Annotated in this window: 11 protein-coding genes and 6 pseudogenes; 15 read left to right on the top strand and 2 right to left on the bottom strand. The window is 60.2% G+C overall.

Annotation, left to right across the window (positions count from 1 at the left end; translation table 11 throughout):
• Positions 1-757 precede the first annotated feature (757 nt).
• Positions 758-865, bottom strand: a pseudogene (locus AC0L2L_RS33005) (transposase domain-containing protein); the annotation flags it as partial.
• A 412-nt stretch (positions 866-1,277) separates the two neighbouring features.
• Between AC0L2L_RS33005 and AC0L2L_RS33000 the strand changes: the two are divergent.
• Positions 1,278-3,027: pseudogene (locus AC0L2L_RS33000) on the top strand (IS1634 family transposase).
• A gap of 511 nt (positions 3,028-3,538) precedes the next feature.
• Here the strand turns inward: AC0L2L_RS33000 and AC0L2L_RS32995 are convergent.
• On the bottom strand, positions 3,539-4,711 hold the full coding sequence (locus AC0L2L_RS32995; protein WP_473583974.1) for a M24 family metallopeptidase: 1,173 nt from the start codon (positions 4,709-4,711) through the stop codon (positions 3,539-3,541).
• 916 nt (positions 4,712-5,627) lie between these two features.
• Here AC0L2L_RS32995 and AC0L2L_RS32990 point away from each other — a divergent pair.
• The 14 genes and pseudogenes from AC0L2L_RS32990 to AC0L2L_RS32925 all read left to right on the top strand — a co-directional run.
• The gene (locus AC0L2L_RS32990; protein ID WP_473583973.1) at positions 5,628-6,683 is read left to right on the top strand and encodes a Gfo/Idh/MocA family protein; all 1,056 of its coding nucleotides are present in this window, start codon (positions 5,628-5,630) and stop codon (positions 6,681-6,683) included.
• Positions 6,684-6,850: 167 nt separating this feature from the next.
• Positions 6,851-7,708, top strand: coding sequence for a site-specific integrase (locus AC0L2L_RS32985; protein WP_473583972.1), 858 nt, complete (start codon positions 6,851-6,853; stop codon positions 7,706-7,708).
• Between the two features lie 12 nt (positions 7,709-7,720).
• A pseudogene (locus AC0L2L_RS32980) lies at positions 7,721-8,910 on the top strand (IS91 family transposase).
• A 411-nt stretch (positions 8,911-9,321) separates the two neighbouring features.
• A pseudogene (locus AC0L2L_RS32975) lies at positions 9,322-10,637 on the top strand (IS701 family transposase).
• Between the two features lie 89 nt (positions 10,638-10,726).
• Positions 10,727-10,915, top strand: coding sequence for a hypothetical protein (locus AC0L2L_RS32970; RefSeq protein ID WP_473583971.1), 189 nt, complete (start codon positions 10,727-10,729; stop codon positions 10,913-10,915).
• Positions 10,916-11,062: 147 nt separating this feature from the next.
• Positions 11,063-11,378 (top strand): annotated as a pseudogene (locus AC0L2L_RS32965) (IS5 family transposase); the annotation flags it as partial.
• A 586-nt stretch (positions 11,379-11,964) separates the two neighbouring features.
• Entirely contained in the window at positions 11,965-13,248 is a 1,284-nt protein-coding gene (locus AC0L2L_RS32960; RefSeq protein WP_473583970.1) for an ATP-grasp domain-containing protein, read from the top strand.
• Positions 13,249-13,588: 340 nt separating this feature from the next.
• Positions 13,589-14,179 carry a transposase gene (locus tag AC0L2L_RS32955; protein WP_473583969.1) on the top strand — a complete coding sequence of 197 codons (591 nt, stop codon included), beginning with the start codon at positions 13,589-13,591 and terminating at the stop codon, positions 14,177-14,179.
• 40 nt (positions 14,180-14,219) lie between these two features.
• On the top strand, positions 14,220-14,639 hold the full coding sequence (locus tag AC0L2L_RS32950) for a helix-turn-helix domain-containing protein (RefSeq protein ID WP_473583975.1): 420 nt from the start codon (positions 14,220-14,222) through the stop codon (positions 14,637-14,639).
• Positions 14,640-15,576: 937 nt separating this feature from the next.
• Entirely contained in the window at positions 15,577-17,010 is a 1,434-nt protein-coding gene (locus tag AC0L2L_RS32945) for an NAD-dependent succinate-semialdehyde dehydrogenase (RefSeq protein ID WP_473583968.1), read from the top strand.
• Positions 17,011-17,016: 6 nt separating this feature from the next.
• Positions 17,017-18,561: a fumarate hydratase gene (locus AC0L2L_RS32940; RefSeq protein ID WP_473583967.1), complete on the top strand. Its 1,545-nt coding sequence runs from the start codon at positions 17,017-17,019 to the stop codon at positions 18,559-18,561.
• A 68-nt stretch (positions 18,562-18,629) separates the two neighbouring features.
• Entirely contained in the window at positions 18,630-19,127 is a 498-nt protein-coding gene (locus AC0L2L_RS32935) for an Lrp/AsnC family transcriptional regulator (RefSeq protein ID WP_473583966.1), read from the top strand.
• 162 nt (positions 19,128-19,289) lie between these two features.
• The gene (locus AC0L2L_RS32930) at positions 19,290-20,696 is read left to right on the top strand and encodes an aminotransferase (protein WP_473583965.1); all 1,407 of its coding nucleotides are present in this window, start codon (positions 19,290-19,292) and stop codon (positions 20,694-20,696) included.
• A gap of 675 nt (positions 20,697-21,371) precedes the next feature.
• Positions 21,372-21,467, top strand: a pseudogene (locus AC0L2L_RS32925) (LuxR family transcriptional regulator); the annotation flags it as partial.

Here is a 21,467-nt window from a genome sequence, read left to right as displayed (position 1 = left end):
CGGACCGCCCGAGCAACCCTCGGACGCGCAGTGTAGGGCGAGCCACCTCACCGGCAGAAGCGGACATACGGTCTTACATTAGATCGGCGATGCATTCCAGAACAACAGATCAAGCTTGACAGCTTGGAGCGAGAAGCACGGATTGGACAAGCCAGCTTTGCCGGCAGCGGTTGAACTCGGCAGCACGGCTAAGAGGAAATGGCGATCGTTTGACTATTCCGACCTAAGGGTTGTGACGATCCATCCACCTCGCGGGTATTTGGGCCCCCGAGGCTTGTCGCTGATTTGCAAGGAGCACTGGCGGATGTAGTGGGACAACAGTGATGCCAGGCATCAAGACAGGCACGTAGATGATCATTATTGCCGCATCACACGGCGTTGGTGCGTCAGCCGTGGCTTGATTGAGTCTGGTCGCGGCAGTCAAGGGCTAGTGAACGCAGACGTGACGACAGAGACGAGAGCTCTGCAGTTTGTGCTGATTACGATTGCCAACCAGGCAGTAAGACGGAAGCGCCGGGATCGCCAGGGTCGGATCGAGCTTGAGATCAGTGGAAGCCGCCTCGTCCTGACGGGTTCGGTCGAACCAGCCCTCGGCTGCTGTTGTGGGTGCGTTGCGAGTGGCGCAGTGATTGCCCTTGCGGTTGAGGTGAAGGTCGTTTTAGCGACACAGCCAATCGATTCCCGCCACGACATAAACGGCCTGATTGCGCTGGTCGCGGTCGCTGCAAGTCCGTATGAGCTCGAGAGCCGGGAGGCAGGCCCACGGCAGGAGATCGTCGATCTGGCTGTTTGGGTTGCCGTTGACGATCCTGGTGAGCACGTCGGCAAGGTAGCCGAGCGGCTCGACGTCGTTCAGCTTGCAGGTTTATGCTGACCGCCGGGCAGGTGACCTAGCTCGACGTTTCGCTGCACTGATATGCGGCGACGTTGATGCCGGCCCCGAGCAATGGACGAGGACGCCACGGACAGCGAACTGTCTTCTCTTGCAGCATGCATCGGCTGTGACATTGTGGCTGTTCGGGCCGCAATCACCCAGCCCTGCCGCTCACTCGCTACAGCGCTACCAACGGCGCGCTCGTGAGCGGCTTCGTAACCGCCGAGCTACACCACCTGATGGGGGCACGACCTTGATCTGAGCCATAAAACAATACTAAACCGAAGTTGCGCTCTAAAAACGGCGGGAGTCCAGGAACCGCGGGGTTTTGGGCCCGCAATGGCTTTCTATTTATGTCCATGTAGGGCTTTCCAAATCGGTTGAGATGTGATTCGATTCGGTGATGTTAGTGGAGACGGTACCGAATCGGAACTCGCCGCCTGCGGTATTGCGCCGGGAGAGCTATCGCTACGAGCAGGGCCGCGCGCAGAAGCGGACCTTGGCCAATCTGAGCAAGCTGCCTGGCGATGTGATTGCTGCACTGAAGGCGATCTTGAGGGGCGGGACGGTGATCGGCACCGGGCCGGGCGAGCTGGAGATCGAGCGTTCGCTGCCCCACGGCCATGTGGCTGCGGCGCTTGGGATGATCCGCACAATAGCGCTGGATCGGCTGATTCTGAGCACCACGAAGGATGCGGCATCGCGGCGTCATTGCGATCTGGTGGTTGCGATGATGGTCGACCGGCTGATTGCGCGCCCTCCAAGCTTGGGTTTGTGCGGGCGGTGGATGAGGCGACGGCGGCCTCCAGCCTGGGCGCTGTATTGGGCTTGGGCGAGGTGAAGGAGCGCGAGGCGCTGGACTGGCTGCTCGCGCGTCAGACGCGGATCGAGAATGGCCTGGCGCGGCGGCATCTGGAGGACGGGGTGCTGATGCTCTATGACGTCAGCACATCCTATTTTGCGGGCCGCTGCTGTCCGCTGGTGGATTATGGCCACAGCCGCGATCACCGGGGCGATCGGCCGCAGATCGTCTACGGGCTGCTATGCACGCGCGAGGGGCTGCCGATCGCGGTGGAAGTCTTCGACGGCAACACCGCCGATCCATCGACGCTGAGTGCTCAGGTCGAGAAGGTGAAGGATCGCTTCGGGATCGGCCGCCTGGTGCTGGTCGGGGATCGGGGAATGGTCACCGCGGCCCGCATCCGCGATGATCTCAAGCCGGCGGGCCTGGATTGGATCACCTGCCTGCGCGCACCGGCGATCCAAGGCGCTGGCGGCGCAGAACGGGCCGTTGCAGCTGTCGTTGTTCGATGAGCGGGATCTGGCCGAAATCAGCGCCCCCGACATGTTCCCGGGCGAGCGGCTGATCGTGTGCCGCAATCGCGACCTTGCCGCCGAACGCGCGCGCAAGCGTGAGGATTTGTTGGTTGCTACCGAGCGCGAGCTGGCCCGCATCGACGCGCGGGTCCGGCGCAAAGGGTCTCGCTTGCGCAGCGCCGCTGAGATCGGCATGGCGGTCGGCGCCGTGCTCGACAGCAAGAAAATGGCCAAGCACTTCGATGTCGAGATCGGCGATGGCGCGCTCACCTGGCGGCGACGGATCGGGCAGATCGAAGAAGAGGCTCGCCTCGACGGCATCTATGTCATCCGTACCAGCGTGCCGGCCGAGCATCTCGACGCCGCAGAGACGGTCCAGGCCTACAAGGATTTGTCGCGCGTCGAACGGGCCTTCCGATCCTTGAAGACCGTCGATCTCGAAATCCGGCCGATCCGCCACTGGACGGCGCCACGCGTGCGCGCTCATGTCTTTCTGTGCAGCTCGCCTATCACGTCGAATGGCATCTGCGACAGGCCTGGGCGCCGCTGCTGTTCCACGACACCGAGCTTGCGACCGCCAGGGCGCAGCGGAGCTCGCCCGTCGCCGCCACCGAACCGTCCGCGGCCGTGAAATCCAAGAAAGCCACCAAGCGCTCGGCCGACGGCCATCGGGTCATGAGCTTCGCCGACCTCATCGTTCACCTCGGTACGCTGGTCCGCAATACCATGCGCGTGCCAGCGCGCGCCCAGCACCGCTTCACCTCAATTCCACACCAACCGCGCTGCAGGAGGCCCCCTTCCGGCTGCTCGCCCTCGACCCGTCATGTGTCCAGTAACCGAAAACCCCGAGTCGGATCAAGCACTTGCCAAACTCACAAATGAAAACTTCGGACTAAAACGCGGATGTGCCAACTAGGCCCAGATGGTGAGGATGAGCGGAAGATTGCGCGAGTTCGGCCATCATGTGGATCAGAAGGGGGTATATGGCACCACTATCGCCGGCCTGATTTCTTATCGCGGCCATATAGACACCGCGATCCGGGTGTCGGGGTTAGCGAGCAGATATTGCCCCCCAAAGCCTCAGTGGCCGATCCAGGTTCCGTTGGTCGTCGTCTGCCGGCTACAATACATTCCCTCGCGCGGCTTTCGCCAAAGAGGTCCGTGGTTGCGGCGTGCTACTTCGATAAAAAGCTGCATCGGCGACGCGACGGCCGACATCGCCCGCGCCCCTACGTGCAAAGATCAGGCCGTAGCGCAAGATCACGGGCGGAAAAGGAGGTGCGTCACCGATTGTCGGTACGGCCGTCGCGATCGACATTTTGCGCGAGTTGTATTCGCCCGCACGGTTTATGCTGGACGCTCGTCAAAGGTGTGCGGGATGGCGCTCATCAGTTCCGCGCCATTTTCGGTTACCCGGACGGTGTCGCTCAACATGTATCTTTCGCCACGCTCGTAGAAAGCAGACTGGAGGTGGAAGGTCATGTTGGCCAGGATCTCAGTGTCATTATTGGGCGCCAGGCTCGCGCCGACGCTCGAGTCAACACCAATAGAGTAGCCAATGCGCGACGGCCTAGTGAGGCCATATGACCGGATAGCCGCATCGTACGCGCGAGCGACATCGCCGCAGGTCGCGCCTGGGCGCATTGCGTCGACAGCAGCCTGAAGGCCCGCCAGCCCGCCTTCATGCTGGTTCTTCCGGCGTGGTGTGGCCGGGCCGAGATGAGCCATCCGCGTCAGCGGAGCCGAGTACCGATGTCGGCCAGCCGACAATTCCAGAAAATACTGCTCGCCGGCCGCAAATGTGTCGTCCATCCAGGGCTGGTGCGGCGCATTGGAGAGCTGGCCACCCCGAATGTGCGGTAGCCACGGTGGCGGTCCGCCGGGCATGCGTTCGGTTCCAGCGCAAAGCACCGACATGATCGCAGCGGCTGCCTCACAATGCCGCGTGCCGACGGCGATCCGGTCCATGCCTGCAAGCATCGCTCGGTCGCCTATCTCCGCCGCCTCTTTCATGTACAAAAGCTCTCGCTCGGACTTGACCAGCGCGCAAGTCGATACCAAGCCGCTGGCGTCAAGCGGCTCCTGAACTCCCAACGCGCCCACAAGTATGGCGTAGTCCGACAGCGTCAGCCCAGAGACTTCGACCCCGATACGTGCAGACGCCCTAGCCTTGTCTTTGACGAACCGTCCTATGACTTCCCACGCGCCCTCTCTGCCGGCGCCGGTGATGTAACTTTCGGCATATCCGACAACCCGGTCCTGTGGAAGCCAGCATCCTGCGTCCGATGCAGTGTCGGCATCCATCTGGCGCAGAATAAAATAGGGATCATAATCCAACATCACGAGCACAGCCTGCGGCGAATAGGCAAAAAATTCACATCCCACGAGATAAACCTGATCAGCCTGCGAGAGGACCACCAGCGCATCCATCCCAGCATTGGACATCAACGCGCGCACCTTATCGAGCCGAGCCCGAAACTCCGAAGTCTCAAACGCTTGCACAATGCTCTTGTCACTCATACAGGAAACTCCTCTCCTAATTTGTTATCCGCACGGCGTGTCTAAACCCCTTGGGTCCAATCGCAGTTCTCGACGCCTCTCAGCTGAGGCATCTGCATTTGAGCCCTTTCTGCGGTCAGCAAGAAACGGGCTTGTGAGACGTCCACGCTCATTTTCAGTCTCGGGGCCTGGGGCACGAACATCGCCGAGCGCCGCAGTATAACGCGCCCGTGTGGTAGTGGCACGCAAGCTGGCGGTCATCTGCATCGCATGTGGGCCGAGGCAATGGAATTCCGCTTTGGAGAAGGAGCCTGCCGCGCTGGCGGCGTGAACCGAGACAAATCAAAGGAACACGCAACACGAAAGATTGAGACGCCTCGCTCTCCTGAGCCCATCATGCGGCGACCAAAGCGCCAACCGCGAAGAGAAGCGAGTGACCTGCGGGACGGTCGAAAAAAATGCAGGAGTAGCTTGCTCCAGAGGTCTCTCAGTGGATCTCAAGCGCGTTTTTCACCGATCCCCTTTAGATAGATTGTGCCCATTGTTAATCAGCCCGTCAAGCCAAATATAGAGAATATGATTTCGATAAGTCGGAATTGGCCATATATATTCCGCCTTCATTTTTCTGCAATACGAAGTTATTGTGTCCTTCTCGCAGCAGCTCGCTACGGTTGCGAAAGCGACGCATTGATGGACTTCGGTTGAAGATCAAGCAACGAAAATTTTACATAAGATTCACTATACACGACACCGAGCCCGTGGCAGATTCAATTCACTGGATGCAGCGAAAGCAAATGCAACCCAGGTACAATGTATTGCCAACGGCTAAACTTATGAGCGCCGAGATTGCAGGAGGAGCCGGGAACGTTGGTGGCTTGCTCGCCGCCCCATTGAAGCAACATCTGCAGTTTGTATAGTCTAAACGATAGGGGGTATTATGCCAACTAAGATAGTTCAGGTAGGGCTTGGTCATTGGGGTACAGACTGGGCTGCGGCCGTCGTACCTCAGGTGCCCGAAGTCGAGGCGGTGGGTTGGGTCGACCCGAATCCTGAGGCGCTGCAGCGAGTGGAACTGCGTTTGGGGGCTCGCCCGGACCGGTGCTTCCCAACCTTCGAGGCAGCACTCTCGAATACCGATGCCGACGCTGTCTTGGTTACGGCGGACATCCGGGCCCATGCTTCTCTCGTCGAACTTGCTCTGGAGGCCGGCAAGCACGTATTGGTGGAGAAGCCGTTTGTGCCTACGACCGTTGAGGCTGAGCGCCTCGCTGATTTGGCGGACCGTTACCACCTAACACTTATGGTGAGCCAGAACTTCCGCTTCTTTCCTGCTGCTATCAGTGCTGCCCGGCTTGTCAGAGAGCAAGTACTCGGACCGGTAGGCGCAGTCCACATTGAATTCCGGCGATTCCTGAACCGTACGCCGGTCGATGAACCTTATCACGCCTTACGACAGCCCCTTCTTGAGGATCTTGGTATCCACCACTTTGACCTGATGCGTATGGTGCTCGGGCAGGAACCCCGGCAGGTATACTGTACCGCTTGGCAGCCACAAGGGAGTTGGTTCAGAGAACCGCCCGCAGCGGCTGCGACGATCATCTTCGATCGAGGCACCGTCGTCACCTATCGCGGCAACTGGCTTAGTGGTGGAGTGGAGACGCCGTATGGCGGCGAGTGGCATTTGGAATGCGCCGAGGGCGAGATCATCTGGACCTGTCGCGGTGACCGTGATGTCACATTGGACGGCGATCACGTCACGATCCGAAAGCGCGGCCACTCCGTAGTGCCGATCAGCCTTCCCGAGATGGCATCGTTCGGACGTCGAGAAAGCTTGGCGACCTTTGCGAGGGCCGTCAAGATCGGCACGGTCGCACCATTCGCCAGCCTGGGGCGTGACAATATTGGCAGTCTCGCTCTCATGCAGGCAGCGATCATGTCGGCGAAGACGGGGGGAGTGATATCGGTCGAAACGTTCAATAGCAAGCGCCCGTAATCGACCGCTCAGACTAGCACTACTTTGGCAGATTTTTAGTTCTGGGAGCGTTTTGAGGATTGAACGAAGCCGCTGACGCGGCATTTGGTGCACCGGTTTGCGGATGACGCTTCTGTTTTGAAGGATTGCTGCTGTTGAAGCGCAACCTTGAGAACAGGAGCAATGAGATGGCCGAGTTGAGCCCGCTTCGCCGGCGCATGATCGAGGACATGACGATCCGCAATCTGTCGCCGGCCACGCAACGATCCTACGTGCACGCGGTAGCGAAGTTCTCCCGCTACTGTGGCCGATCCCCGGACCGGCTTGACCTGGAGGATGTTCGCGCCTTCCAAGTGCATCTGGTCTCGACCGGAATCTCGTGGCCGGCGCTGAACCAGACGGTGTGCGCACTGCGGTTCTTTTACGGCGTGACGTTGGGTCATGCCGAGATTCCTGAGCGGATCGCCTATGCCCGCGCGCCACGCACGCTGCCGGTGGTTCTCAGCGCCGACGAGGTTGTCCGCTTTCTCGAGGCGGTGCCGAGCCTGAAGACGCGCACCGCCTTGACGACGGCCTATGCCGCCGGCCTTCGCGCTTCGGAGACCGTCGGGCTGAAGGTCCGCGACATCGATAGCGAACGCGGCGTCATCCGGGTCGAGCACGGCAAGGGCGGCAAGGACCGCACCGTGATGCTGTCGGCGCAGCTTCTGCGCATCCTGCGCGTCTACTGGCGGCTGGCGAAGCCACAGGGCTGGCTGTTTCCGGGCCGGGATGCAAATCGCCCCATCGACGTGCAGGTGCTGTATTCGGCCTGCCGCTCGGCGCGTGCGGCCGCCGGCATCGACAAGCGTGTGACGGTCCACACGCTCAGCAGCTTCGCCACGCATTTGCTGGAGAACGGCACCGACATTCGCATTATCCAGGTGCTGCTCGGCCACAACAATCTGTCCTCGACGGCGCGCTATACCAAGGTCTCGAACGGCCTCATCCGGCGCACGACAAGCCCGCTCGACCGGCTGAACATCGAAGTCGTGCCGCCGGGCTGATCGGTTCCGCCCATGTCGGCGAGACTGGAGGTGGCGGATATCTTCCGCCGCCATGGCGAGGCGTATCGGCAGGCTCATGACGGTCATCTCGGACGCGTCGAGCGCCGTACGATGAGCGCCATCGAGTTGTGCCGGACCGCCGAACTGGGCGGCCATGTCGAGGGCTGCCGGTCCTGCGGGGCGATCCGCGTGGTCTACAATTCCTGTCGCAACCGGCATTGCCCCAAGTGCCAGGGAAAGGCCTGCCGGGAATGGCTCGCCGCGCGGCAGGACGAGCTCCTGCCGGTTCCCTACTTTCACGTGGTGTTCATGCTGCCCGCCGAGATCGCCGCGATCGCCTTCCAGAACAAGGCGGCGGTCTACACGATCCTGTTCAAGGCGGTCGCCGAGACGCTGCGCACCATCGCCGCAGATCCCAGACATCTCGGCGCCGGGATCGGTCTCATCGCGGTGCTGCACAGCTGGGGCCAGAACCTCACCTATCATCCCCACCTCCATTGCATCGTCCCGGGCGGCGGCATCTCCCTCGATGGCGGGCGATGGGTCGCCTGCCGGCCGGGGTTCTTCCTGCCCGTGCGTGTGCTGTCGCGCCTGTTCCGCCGTCTCTTTCTGGAGGAACTCCGAGCGGCCTATGATGAGGGTCGGCTGGGCTTCTTCGGCGATCTCGCCTACCTGGCAAAGCCTGATGCCTTCGTCTGCTTGCTCGCCGAGGTTCGTCGCTATCAATGGGTCTCTACGCCAAGCCGCCCTTCGGCGGGCCGAAGCAGGTGCTGGCCTATCTCGGCCGCTACACCCATCGCGTCGCCATCGCCAATTCCCGACTGATCAGAACGGCCGACGATCGGGTCGCGTTCCGCTGGCGGGACTATCGCCAGCGCGGCAAGACCAAGGTCATGACGCTCGACGCGCACGAGTTCATCCGTCGCTTTCTCCTACACACGCTGCCCGACGGTTTCCATCGCATCCGCCACCACGGCTTCCTCGCCAACGGCAATCGCGCCGCCAAGCTCAACCTGTGCCGCAGGCTGCTGGCCGGATCGCAGCAGAACAATCTCGAACCGGATGCCGAAAGCGCCGCTGTCGCCGCCGAGCGCCTTGCGGCGGCGCATTGCTGCCCCTGCTGCGGAGAGCCAATGATCACGCTCGCCATCTGGCGGTGCGGCCAGGCACCGCCGCGCCCCTTCTGGAACGACACCTCATGATCACGCCGGGTGCGTCCACATCACCCGGGTCGGTATCCGTCGCCATGCGCGCCGGCACCTCGACCCTTGGCCCGCCGCACAAAGCCGCAAGCAGCCAGCCCGGCGATAGAAAGCACTGCAGCCTATCCGACGGCTCGCGCCATCCCGGTTCCGTCTTCCACCGTACCATCCTTCGCTGTCGCCGCATCGTGAACGCCCTTCACCAGCCTGGCACCGACGATCCCGACCTCTCCTCCAGGCTACAATCCCCATAGCGCCAGACCGTCCCGCCGCTTCGTTCAATCCGGTTTGCAATGAGGTCCGACAACCAGCCGGCCCGCTCCGTCGAGCATGCGGACCTCACAGAAGCCTCCAGATTCCCAAGAGCGGTTTTGCGTGATTCATGAGAGGTCGGCTGTTGGAGGGCCGGCCATGAACAGGGATTGGCAACTCGATCTGGAGCTGTGGCTTGAGCCGTTCGTCTCGGCGTTGAGGCACAAGACGCGTGCGCGGATGTGTCCGGCCTATATTGCTGGGCTGATTGGCCTTGGGGATCGCAAGAGCGTCCAACCGATGGCGGCGCGCGACGCAGGCATCAACTATGACCAGCTGCACCACTTCATCGCGAGCGGCGTGTGGGATGCTGCGCCGTTGGAGAAGGTGCTGCTCGCGGAGGCCGACAGACAAGTTGGCGGGAGCGATGCGTGGCTGATCGTGGACGACACCGCGCTCCCCAAGAAGGGGCGCCACTCGCTCGGCGTCGCCCCGCAATATGCCTCGGCGCTTGGCAAGAACGCCAACTGCCAGACGCTGGTGTCGCTGACGCTGGCCTCTGGCGAAGTGCCGGTCATGGTGGGGCTGCGGCTGTTCCTGCCTGAGAGCTGGACTTCCGACCCCGTCCGGCTCAACCGTGCCGGTGTGCCCGAGGACCATCGTGCCTACAGGACCAAGCCCGAAATCGCGCTGGCCAAGATCGACCGGGCTCGCGCGGCCGGCTTACGCTTTGGCTGCGTGCTCGCCGATGCCGGATATGGCTTAAGCGCCCCCTTTCGGCAGGCGCTCACCGAGCGCGGCCTGATCTGGGCCGTCGGCATCCCGTTCAAGCAGAAGGTCTATGCCGCCGACGTGGCGATGATCTTCCCCGTTGCCGGACGCGACCGCCCGCGCCGCCGGCATATCCCCGATGTGAAGTCGATGACCGCGCAGGCGATGCTGGAAAAAGCCCAATGGCGGACGGTCAGTTGGCGGCGTGGCACCAAAGGCCGCCTCTCGGCGCGCTTCGCCGCTGTCCGTGTCCGGGTTGCAGATGGCCCACCCCAGCGCATCCGCGACATGGGCGCTCAGCATCTGCCCGGCGAGGAGGTCTGGGTGATCGGCGAGCACCGCTCGACCGGCGAGCGCAAATACTACCTCTCCAACTTGCCCGCCGACACCCGCTTAAGCAGATCGCAGTCGCTATCAAGGCGCGCTGGGTCTGCGAGCAGGCGCATCAGCAGCTCAAGGAGGAACTTGGCCTCGACCACTTCGAGGGGCGCTCATGGACGGGCCTGCACCGGCACGCGCTGATGACGATGATCGCCTACGCCTTCCTGCAATCTCGCCGCCTCAAACAAGCGGGAGGGGGAAAAAAGAATCCTCGGCCCGCCGCCCCAACCGAGCCTACCCGCCGTCAGGCAAGCCATCCTCACCGCGCTCGCGCAGCCGCCCACAATCCGTTGTCCCCACTGCCGCAGAACCCTCTCCGCTAAAAATCTGCCAAAGTAGTGCTAGGCCGTGAACCCTAAACGGTTTGAGCCTCATGCCATTATAATCCATCATTCCGATGATGAGAGGGCTTATGGTCCAGAAGGCGGTCGCGGAGCTTTGTGAAATCAGTCCGAGGCTGACCGAAAAGCTTGGCGAGGAGCAATTCGATGCTGCCGGAAAGTGCGTTGAGGCGCTATTACAGTCTCTTTCTCATGACGATGTAAGAGAACTTATAACGCTGTTACCGGAAGACGATGACTCCGCCTTTGAACTGAATTGAACAATCTTGCATGCAATTGTGGCCGCGCCGGGTGGCCTCATTGGGAACTGCTCGATAACGGACGCAGCGAGTGGGTCCGCACAGATTTCGGCTTAGGCTTGCGAAGGGAGGCTTTCATCCTCCATCTGAAAGTGATTCAGCATCGGTATGACCCTATATGACCTGACCGACTTCGAGTGGCGCGTGATCGAGCCGCTGTTGCCCAACAAGCCCAGAGGCGTGCCGCGCGTTAACGACCGCCGCGTCCTGAACGGTATCCTTCTGGGTGCTGCGATCCGGAGCGCCGTGGCGCGACCTGCCCGAGCGCCCACGCACCACCTGATACAATCGTTTCGTGCGATGGCGGATGGCGAGCGTGTGGGACCGGCTGATTGATGCCATCACCGCCGCGCACGACGGTGACATCCAGATGATCGACAGCACCTCCGTTCGCGCAAACCAGCAGGCCGCTACGGCAAAAAGGTCTGCAAACCTCGCCGAGAGAGGACGATCATGGCAGGCTTCCCTGTTCGGCGGACCGTCGTGAGGGCGGTAACGTTCTCGCTGTGCTGATGGAGGAATAGTGGGCTCTTGCGCGATGAACAGAATGGATTCTGGCGGGCGATCGCCGCAGGGCTGAGTAGCGAAGATGCTGCGCTCGAAGCCAGAGCTCGCAGCCTGTGGGCACCAGAGGGTCCCGAGAGGCGGCGGTATGCTACCGCGATGTTCATCCTCAGCAAAGACGCTCTCCCGGCGATATCTGTCAGATAGTGCGCGAGGAGATCGCACTTCTCGGGCCAAGCTTGCGCTCAAGGCCACCTTGCGCGCTTATGTGGAGGAGCGACTTGCCGGCGTTGTTGTGGCCCGTCCCTGTCCGGTTTTGCGAAGCCGCCCACAAAAGTTCGAACGGCAGCCGTTGCAACAAAACTCGAAATAAAATTTGCAGATTCTTAACAGCGCAAAATATTGACGATGGTATGGTCGGGCCAGGTCTAAGGTCAAGCGCGGCTACAAGGAAGCCGACAATCCTTCAGACGGCCGCACGCCACGCACAGAAGGGTCCACAGCCAATGGCAAAAGCGCTGATCCAACTTGGAGGCACGACAATGGGCTCGGGTCTGCTATATGTCCAGGCTGCTCAGCGTTTTGGCCTTCAGCCAATTACCCTTTCGACCGATCCAACTCGGTATGACCATTTTGCGGCTAAAGGGGCTGAGACAATCCGTATTGATACAGACGATCTGGATGCGCTGATCCGCGAATGTTCCAGGCTACGAGCGATCTATGAAATCGCGGGCATCACAAGTGCCGCGGATTCGTTTTATGTGACAGCCAGCAAGCTCTGTCGGCACTTCGATCTACCTGGACCGAATCCAGAAGCTATTGAACAATGCTTAGATAAGTATACTCAGCGTCAACTTCTCGCGGCCGCAGGCGTTCCGATACCTGCTTATCGCTTGGCGGTAAATGCGGCGGACGTAGAGCATTCTGCCGCGGAGATCGGACTGCCGGTGATAGTTAAGCCTGCGGTTGGCAGCGGCAGCGTCGGTGTCCGATTGTGCCGCAACGTGGATGAGTTAGCCGAACATACGACATATCTGTTGCACGGCAAGCACATAGGGCGGTCGTCGCCAAGGATAATGGTCGAAGAATTCGCACAAGGCCCCCATTATTGCATTGATATAATGGGAAATGAGGTCGTTGGAATTGGCGCCTTTGATTTCTGCCGTCCACCGCATTTCGTCTATCGTGAGCTCACCTATCCGGCCGTGCTGACTCATCAAGAGCATAAGCGTATTGCCGACGTTTCGCTGAGTTGCTTGCGAGCTCTCGGCCTTGGCTGGGGGCCAACGTGCATTGAACTCCGGTGGACGAAGCGTGGCCCGGTCGTCATTGAAGTCAATCCGCGCCTTGGGGGTTCGCCCACTTCTCAACTGGTCCAACTGGCTTACGGTGTCGATCTCATCACCGAGCACATCAAGCTTGTGATCGGTGATGAATGGAATTTGCGCAGAAGCCATTTGGAAACTGCGACCGCGCGGTTCCTGGTTGCTGATCGCGACGGCACCCTCGATTGGATCGATGGCGACAGGGCGGCTGCCGTATCAGGTGTTGCCGAGGTCAAGTTCTATGTTGAACCCAAAACACCGATAGTCAGAAAAGGCGATTATCGAGACTGTATAGGACATGTCATCGCCGCGTCATCCAGTCTTCCTCTCACCCAGGCGATACTTCAGCGTGCCGTCGACTTGATCGGTTGGTCGATCACACCCATTCCGGCCATTGACGAACAAGAACGATGTGCGGCCCTCACCTCCCGGACTGATGAAAAGAAAGCGGTTAACGGAAAATAAATCATCTCACATACCGCGCGGACATGAGGCGGGGAGGAAGGCGTATAGCGCGACAATCTGGGATCTTCCGCATATTTGGTGCAGGGGCCGGGATTCACGGGCGGTGCGAATGAGTCCATAGAGTCGGAATCGCAGTCGACGCCGGTGATTCGCCCGTGCTCCACGCCTTCCGTTCGCTGGTCTCGCCTGAGCTTTCGATTGTCCAAATTCTCCCTCAGGCCGATAAGGTGGTGCTTGTAGCCCGGCCGAAGGCGACAGAATCGTGCTGTCCCTCCTGCGGCTACCGAACCGGTCGCGTCCACAGCCACTACATGCGCCCGGGTGGCTGATCTGCCGTGGCATGGACAGGTTGTCGAAATCCGGCTTCACGCCAAGCGGTTCCGTTGCGCCGATCCGCAATGCCATCAGCGGATCTTTACGGAATGATTGCCGAAGACGGTGCAGCCGAAAGCGAGACGCACCGCCCGCCTCGGTGAGCCAGTCGGTGATCGGCTTCGCAGTCGGCGGTGAATCCGGCTCGCGCCTGTCGCGCAAACTCGCCATGCCGGTAAGCAGCGATACGCTGCTGCGGATGATCCGCGCAGCCGGGTTCGAGGCCCCGGACGCGCCGCGGGTGGTCGGCATCGACGACTGGGCCTGGCGCAAGCGGCAGCGCCACGGAACGATCATCTGCGATCTGGAGCGCAACCCGAGTCCTCGATCTGTTGCCGGACCAAAATGCCAACACTGTCGCGTTATGCTGAAACGTCATCTGGGCATCGAAGTCATCGCTCGCAATCGCGCCGGCGTTTATGCTGACGGCGCCCGTCGCGGTGCTCCCGATGCGACGCAGGTCGCCGCCCGCTGGCACCTTCTCCAGAATCTGGGCGAAGCGTTACGTCTGGCCCTCGGCACCATCGCAAAGCGGTCAGTGCCGCCGGAAAGGCTATGATGGCCGAGATGAGTGGCGATGACGACGCCAATCCGGAACCATCAGTGGAGACTTCCCCGAAGCTTGTGGCCTGCGCCGGTCGCGCCGCAACCAGCGCAGTGAACTATATGCTGAAGTTGATTTACGGGCGACCGGCATGTCGCCGCGACAGATCGCGCCCCGGACCGGCATGAGCGTGAGAACGGTCGAGCGCTGGCTTGCAGCGGGCGGGGAGCCCGATCACCGGCGGCCGCCCGCGCGCTCGGTTCTCATGGATTCTTTCCAAGAGTATCTCGAAGGACGCTGGCAGGAAGGCCAACGCAACGGGTGCATCTGTGGAGCGAAAACAAGTGCCGCGGCTTTGCAGGCAGCAGGGCGACCGTCTACAGGTAGACCGCCGCCCGCCAGCAGTGCTCATCGACCGCTCCGTCAAATGCGCGATGGCGGCTGCCGTCGCGCCGAAACTGTGCATGTCTGCTGAGCGAAGACCCGACTTTGTTCGATGAGCAGACCGAGCAATTCTTGGGCCATCTCTATAACTGCGCGCCGGAACTCTTGAAGGCGGGTGACCTGGCTCGACGTTTCGCTGGGATCGCCATCCTGATCATCACACACAATCTCAACCTAGTCCGCCACATGGCCGATCGTATGGGACCATGTATCTCTCTCGGTCGCATTGTCGAGATTGGCTCACTAAAGGCATTTTCGACTACCCGCGTCATCCTTATACGCAAGCTTTGCTGCCGGCCAACCCCGTGCCCGATCCGGATGCCGTTCTCAGTCGCATTGAGATCAAAGGCGAGGTGGCATGCTGAGACGGCCATCCGGCTGCGAGTTCCACACGCGGCGTCGGTACGCGCAGGAAATCTGCACCCGGGTTTTCCCCGAACCTGGAGCCGATTCGGATGAAAAGGACCGCCGCTTCAAATGCCACTTCCCGCTCACCTGCGAAACCGCGGTGGCAGTAGGGAATCGACCGGTATCGTAGACTTCCACTGAAAAGCTCTACCAAGACTAACCCGCTCCGCGGTCGCGGAGCGAGAAGGAAGTTCTGCCTCGACGACCTGATCTTGAAGTGAGTTCCGCAGTGCCGGTCGTGCGTGCGAAAGGAGCTCGAATTGCGCAAGAATGGGGTGGCTGCTTGCAGCCATTCGATCGGACAAAGAGCCTGTCCGAAATCATCCGGTAGCTCCAATGATAATCTGGGGTGAATAGCTCCCTTTGTTTTCAGGCCGATCCGCATGGGACCACTCCCCCGCGCTGCTTGGGCAGTATCGATCTGGATTCGAGATGGTTTTGGGCGATATTCCATATTTGACCGGACGTGACCATCGGGATGAAACTGTAGCGAAGCGAGCCCATGGTACGAATATCGGCTGGTCTCGCACCAGCAAGACTTCAGACAAGTGGAACCCGCGATGTCCGACGCCACGAGCTACGAGCTCTTCATTAACGGCAAATGGCGAGCCGGTGGTAGCCGAGCCACATTGCCGGTGATTAATCCGGCAACCGAGAAGGTATTTGCCTCGGTGGCCTCGGCGACGGTGTCCGATCTGGATGAGGCTCTTGCTTCGACAGAACGGAGCCGCAACTCGTGGTCCTCACGAGCAGCCAAAGATCGGGGCGAGATCCTCGTAGCCGCCGCCAGGATTCTGGCAGAGAAAGCTGGAGCCGCAGCGAGGGACCTGTCGGCCGAACAGGGAAAGACGATTGCCGAAGCGGCAGGTGAGTACGCGCGCGCTGTCGAAACGTTGGAATGGAACGGCAGGCATGCCGAAGAGCTGTCGGCCCCGATTCCGATGGGCCTGAACCGGATGATCGTCCCGGAGCCCCTCGGTGTCGTTGCTGCCTTCACGCCCTGGAACTATCCGGCCGTTCTCATCGCCCGCAAGCTCGCCCCCGCGCTGGCGGCAGGCTGCCCGGTGATCCTCAAAGGGGCCGAAGAGACACCGAGCGCGGCTGTCCATATCGTTGAATCGTTGCGCAAAGCAGGCATCCCCGACGGCGTGGTCAATCTTGTCTTCGGTGTTCCGGTGCATATATCGCGGCATCTGCTCAGTTCGCCAATCGTCAAGGTCTTGACCTTCACGGGCTCAACCGCGGTTGGAAAACAGCTGGCCACGCTCGCCGCGAATAACTTGCAGCGCTGCATCCTTGAACTTGGGGGACACTCCCCGGTCGTTGTTTGCGAGGATGCCGACCTGGCAAAGGCCATACCGGCAATTTCGGAATACAAGTTCGAGTGCGCGGGCCAGAGCTGCAATGCGCCGAGCAGAATACTCGTCGCTCGGCCTCTCTATGAGCAATTCCTGTCCCGGGTGACGGAAGCTGTCCGCAAGATCAGGATCGGGCTACCGGACGACCCTTTAACGGAGATGGGACCGATGGCAAACGCGCGGCGAATCGAGGCCATGCAACGCCTGACCAAGGATGCGGTCGATCGTGGTGCCCGCATCGAGACAGGTGGCACCCGCCTCGACCGACCGGGCTTTTACTGGCCGCCAACCATCCTATCGCGCGTACCGAAGGAGGCGAGAGTACTTCATGAAGAGCCGTTCGGACCGATCCTCACGGTGGCGCCGTTCGACACGCTCGAGGAGGCTATCGAGGAAGCCAACGCCACCGAGTATGGCTTGGCCGCTTATTTCTTCACGGACGCTGCCGATACGCAACGAAAGCTGACCAACAGTCTTTCAGCAGGCGCTGTCAGTGTGAATTACCTGAAAGGGGTTTCCGCGGACGCGCCTTATGGAGGCGTCAAACAAAGCGGCTATGGATATGAAGGAGGCGAGCTCGGAGTGCGGAGCTTCCAGATCTTGAAAATGGTCAACGGCCTCAGCTCATTTGGATGAAATCCGGTGGGATATAGAACACGGACGATCGCCGGCAAGGACATCACAAGGAGCGTGGCCGACGCCCTTCAGTACATCTCGTACTACCATCCTCCAGATTATATCCGGTCTCTTTCGCAGGCATATGCGCGCGAACAGAGCCCAGCGGCGAAGAACGCAATAGGGCAGATTCTGCTTAATTCCCGCATGGCGGCCTTCGGGCGACGACCGATCTGCCAGGACACCGGCCTAGTGGTGGTCTTCGCGAAGGTCGGGATGGACGCCCGCATCAAATCAACGGTCAGTTTCGCAGACCTCGTGAATGAGGGTGTCCGTCAGGCCTATCTCGATCCGGACAATCCCCTTCGGGCATCGATCGTAGCCGATCCGCTCGCCGGGCGGGTCAACACCCGTGACAACACTCCAGCGGTCATCCACGTCGACCTTGTACAAGGTAACCAAATTGAGATCACCATCGCCGCAAAAGGCGGCGGATCAGAGAACAAGGCACGCTTTACCACTCTAAACCCCGGCGGGTCCGTTTCCGATTGGGTTGTTGATACAGTCTCGACGCTTGGCAGTGGGTGGTGTCCGCCCGGCCTGATCTCCGTTGGCATCGGTGGTAGCGCTGAAAAGGCGATGCTGCTGGCCAAGGAAGCCATGAACCAGCCCATCGATATGTCGGAATTGATCGCCAGGGGGCCTTCAAGCGCAGAGGAAGCACTGCGGATCGAGCTTTATGAACGGATTAACGCGCTGGGGATTGGCGCCCAAGGCCTTGGTGGCCTGACGACAGTCGTTGACGTCAAGGTTGCGACTTATCCTACCCACGCCGCGTCCAAGCCCGTGGCACTCATTCCGCAATGCGCCGCCAACCGTCACCTGAAGTTTACCTTGGACGGCTCTGGACCCATCAGGCTTCAGCCGCCCGACTTGCGCGAATGGCCCGATATTGGAACCGACGAATTGAGTCCAGCCGGCGTGCGAAGGATCAACCTCGATGCACTTACGAAGGAAGAGACGGCATCGTGGCACTGCGGTGAAACGCTTCTTCTGTCCGGAAAGATGCTGACAGGCCGGGACGCCGCCCATAAGCGAATCGTCGAGTTGATCGACGCCGGCAAGCCACTTCCGTTCGATCTGCGGGGGCGCGTTATCTACTACGTTGGACCCGTCCGCGCCGTGAGAGATGAGGTCGTCGGACCGGCTGGCCCAACAACCTCCAGCCGCTTGGACGATTTTACGGACAAGGTGCTCGCCGAAACCGGGCTTTTCGCGATGGTGGGCAAAGCGGAGAGGGGACGGGCGGCCATCGAGTCGATTGTAAGACACAAAACGCCGTATGTCATCGCAGTGGGTGGGGCTGCCTACCTGATATCAAAATCGATCAAGTCAGCGCGGCTCATTGCCTTCGAAGACCTGGGCATGGAAGCAGTCTATGAATTCGAGGTGCAGGACATGCCTGTCATCATGGCTGTCGATGTTGAGGGAAACTCCATTCACAATTCCGGGCCTCTTGAGTGGCGTAAGCGCATGGCGGCGGACAGCATCGCACGCAACATCGGCGTTTGAGTCTTGCCGGCCAGGCTCCGTTGGCTGGCATCAATTCCATTGTCGACAACGGCTAAGAGCAGAAGGTCATGAAGTCGAAACCCAATCCTGCGCGCCTGGACGCCTGGGACTTCCGGATTCTCTCAGAGATTCAGTCAGACGGCCGAATTTCAAAAAGCGAGCTTGCAAAACGCGTTCATCTTTCGGCGTCGGCTTGCTCGGAGCGGCTCCGTGCACTCGAGATAGCAGGGATTATTGAGGGGTTCTACGCGCGGCTGAGTTCGGCCCTCATCGGCGGCATGGTCTTTGTCATGGTGGAGGTCGTGCTGGAACGTCATCGCCTAGAGGACCAAAGACACTTCGAGACTGCGATCCGAGAATTTCCGGAAATCCTGGATTGCTGGGCTATCGGGGGACGGATCGATTATCTGATGCGCGTCGCATCTCCGTCTATGGCCGCGTATCAGGATTTCATGGAGGGACTGCTGCAGGCAGGCCTAGGGATTGATCAATATTACAGTCTTGTCGTGACCAAACCAGTCAAATCCAATTCGCCGATTCCCTTGTCCGAACTAAAGCAACGGTGAATGCCGAAGCCGTGGTTTCTACGGCGTTTGATGGCAATTCCGCCAATTCGTCGGCGAAAGACGTGCATTCCCGCGAAACTCAAAAGGCGTTTGCGGTATGCTTATTGCTAAGGAGGCGGCCGGCCGAGTGCCCTCCGCCAATCCATCGCGAGGAGAGGGACTATGCGGTTGAGCAATCTGGGAACCGAGCAACTCAGAGAGAAGGATCGAAGCTTCGTCTTTCATCCGTCTACGCATCTGGCCAAGCACAGCCGAGGCGAGACGCCAAACCGAATTATGGCCGGTGCGGAAGGCGTCTATATCTGGGACACCGAGGGCCGAAAGAGCCTCGACGGTTTCGGCGGGCTCTACTGCGTCAATATGGGATATGGCTGCACGGAAATTGCCGATGCCATTGCCCGGCAAGCACACGAATTGCCGTTCGCCCATGTCTATGCAAGTCAAGGTACGGAGCCAGTCGCCCTCTTGGCAGAGGCCGTGGTCGAGTATTTTGGTCAGAACATGCGAAGGGTCTTTTTCGGCCTTTCCGGCTCCGACGCCAACGAAACCAACATCAAGCTGGTCTGGTACTACAACAACATTCTAGGCCGCCCTGAAAAGAAGAAGATTATCTCGCGACATCGTGGTTATCACGGGTCTGGGCTGGTCACCGGCAGCCTGACAGGCCTTGCCTTCTTCCATAATTTCTTTGACCTGCCGCTAGACTTGGTACGCCATACCACGACGCCGCACCACTATCGCCAGGCGCATGACGGCGAAAGTGAGCAAGCGTTCTCGAAACGCTGCGCGGATGAACTTGAAGCCCTTATCCTCGCTGAAGGCCCGGAGACCGTTGCAGCTTTTATCGGAGAGCCGGTGCTTGGGACAGGCGGTATCGTTCCACCCCCAAAAGGATACTGGACCGCGATCCAAAGCGTGCTCGACAAGTACGATATCCTGCTGATCGCCGACGAAGTGGTCTGCGGGTTTGGACGAACCGGTGAGCAATTCGGTTCCCACCTCTATGGCATGCGCCCGGACTTCGTGACCATCGCCAAGGGTTTGAGTTCCGCCTACCTGCCCATCTCCGGGTCAATCATTGGCGACCGCGTCTGGTCGGTCTTGGAACAAGGAACAGAGAAGCATGGCGCCCTCGGCCATGGCTGGACATATTCGGGTCACACGCTTTGCGCTGCGGCCGCGCTCGCCAATATTCGACTCCTAAAGGAAAGAAATATCCTGGAGCATGTCCGCGATATCGGACCGTATTGGCATGCCCGCATGAATGCCGAACTGGCGGGACACCCCATCGTCGGCGAGGTTCGTGGTGTCGGAATCCTCTCCGCCGTAGAGCTGATGCGAGATCCAAAGCAGAGGATACCGTTTGAATCCGATCTTCAGGTCGGCGTTCGCGCCGCCGCTGCTCTGTTCGAGAACGGTGTTATCGGCCGCGCCATGCCGCACGGCGATATCCTCGGCTTTGCCCCGCCTTTGATCATCACCCGGAAGGAGATCGACATAATCGTCGACGCAACCGCTAAATCTGTCGAGACAACCTATCACGCGTTGAAGGCCGAGGGTGCGATATGAACATGCGAACGCTGTTCGACAGGAGCGAGCCGGAGGTTCGACGCCTTCCGGGGTAACCAATGTAGGTGGTCCCTGGGATGAACTTTCCGACGGCCAGACGCTTTGACGTCAGGCTGTCGTTAGGACTGGTCGCCCATTGGTGTCCCATGGTGAAGACGGATTGACAGCGCATTTCGCGCCGAGCCGACCGAAACTGCTAAACTTCAAGCCGTCAGATTCTAAGCATGCTTCGGATAGCTTCGATCGCAAGCGATAACCAAATCAGTTCTGCCGCCGCTGTCCTGTTGCCCAACGACCAGGGCGTCTGTGCGGCGCACCCTGCCGGTGCACCTCCCTACCGGCAGGGTGCCATTTTTGACCCGCTGAATCAGGGTGATTGTAGCGCGTCCGCCATCGAGAGTTTGAGAAGGAGGTCATCAGCAGATCCGGATGGCATATCGAGCTTCGACATTTCTATTACGCCATGCCAACCGCCACCATCGCAGCTCCCGACGCGGGGCTGACGGCAGCCGGCGTGGAGGTCGCACGCATCTCCCTTCACATGATCGAACGTCCGGGGAGCAATCACCGCGGTGAATTTTCTCCAGCGTCGATATTTTGGGGGCGACTCTCCTCGCCGTAGCTGCCAAGAGGCCAGAAAGTCCCAAGTTTAATTGAAAACAGCCGCAGGGGAAAATGCAGCTCGTCTTCGAAGCTTTGCTGGAACAGTTGTCTTTGAGCGTTGATGAAGTCGACTTCCATAACGCACTGGCCAGCGCCGCCGGCGCCTTC

The organism is Mesorhizobium sp. WSM4832 (assembly GCF_055811115.1).
This window is presented reverse-complemented; position numbering and strand designations above follow the sequence as displayed.

Bases quoted from the DNA above. Each gene is read 5' to 3' on its own strand.
- AC0L2L_RS32930 (WP_473583965.1), top strand. From the start codon at position 19,290: ATGCGGTTGAGCAATCTGGGAACCGAGCAACTCAGAGAGAAGGATCGA.
- AC0L2L_RS32970 (WP_473583971.1), top strand. From the start codon at position 10,727: ATGGTCCAGAAGGCGGTCGCGGAGCTTTGTGAAATCAGTCCGAGGCTG.
- AC0L2L_RS32990 (WP_473583973.1), top strand. From the start codon at position 5,628: ATGCCAACTAAGATAGTTCAGGTAGGGCTTGGTCATTGGGGTACAGAC.
- AC0L2L_RS32985 (WP_473583972.1), top strand. From the start codon at position 6,851: ATGGCCGAGTTGAGCCCGCTTCGCCGGCGCATGATCGAGGACATGACG.
- AC0L2L_RS32945 (WP_473583968.1), top strand. From the start codon at position 15,577: ATGTCCGACGCCACGAGCTACGAGCTCTTCATTAACGGCAAATGGCGA.
- AC0L2L_RS32960 (WP_473583970.1), top strand. From the start codon at position 11,965: ATGGCAAAAGCGCTGATCCAACTTGGAGGCACGACAATGGGCTCGGGT.
- AC0L2L_RS32935 (WP_473583966.1), top strand. From the start codon at position 18,630: ATGAAGTCGAAACCCAATCCTGCGCGCCTGGACGCCTGGGACTTCCGG.
- AC0L2L_RS32995 (WP_473583974.1), bottom strand. From the start codon at position 4,711: ATGAGTGACAAGAGCATTGTGCAAGCGTTTGAGACTTCGGAGTTTCGG.
- AC0L2L_RS32955 (WP_473583969.1), top strand. From the start codon at position 13,589: ATGGACAGGTTGTCGAAATCCGGCTTCACGCCAAGCGGTTCCGTTGCG.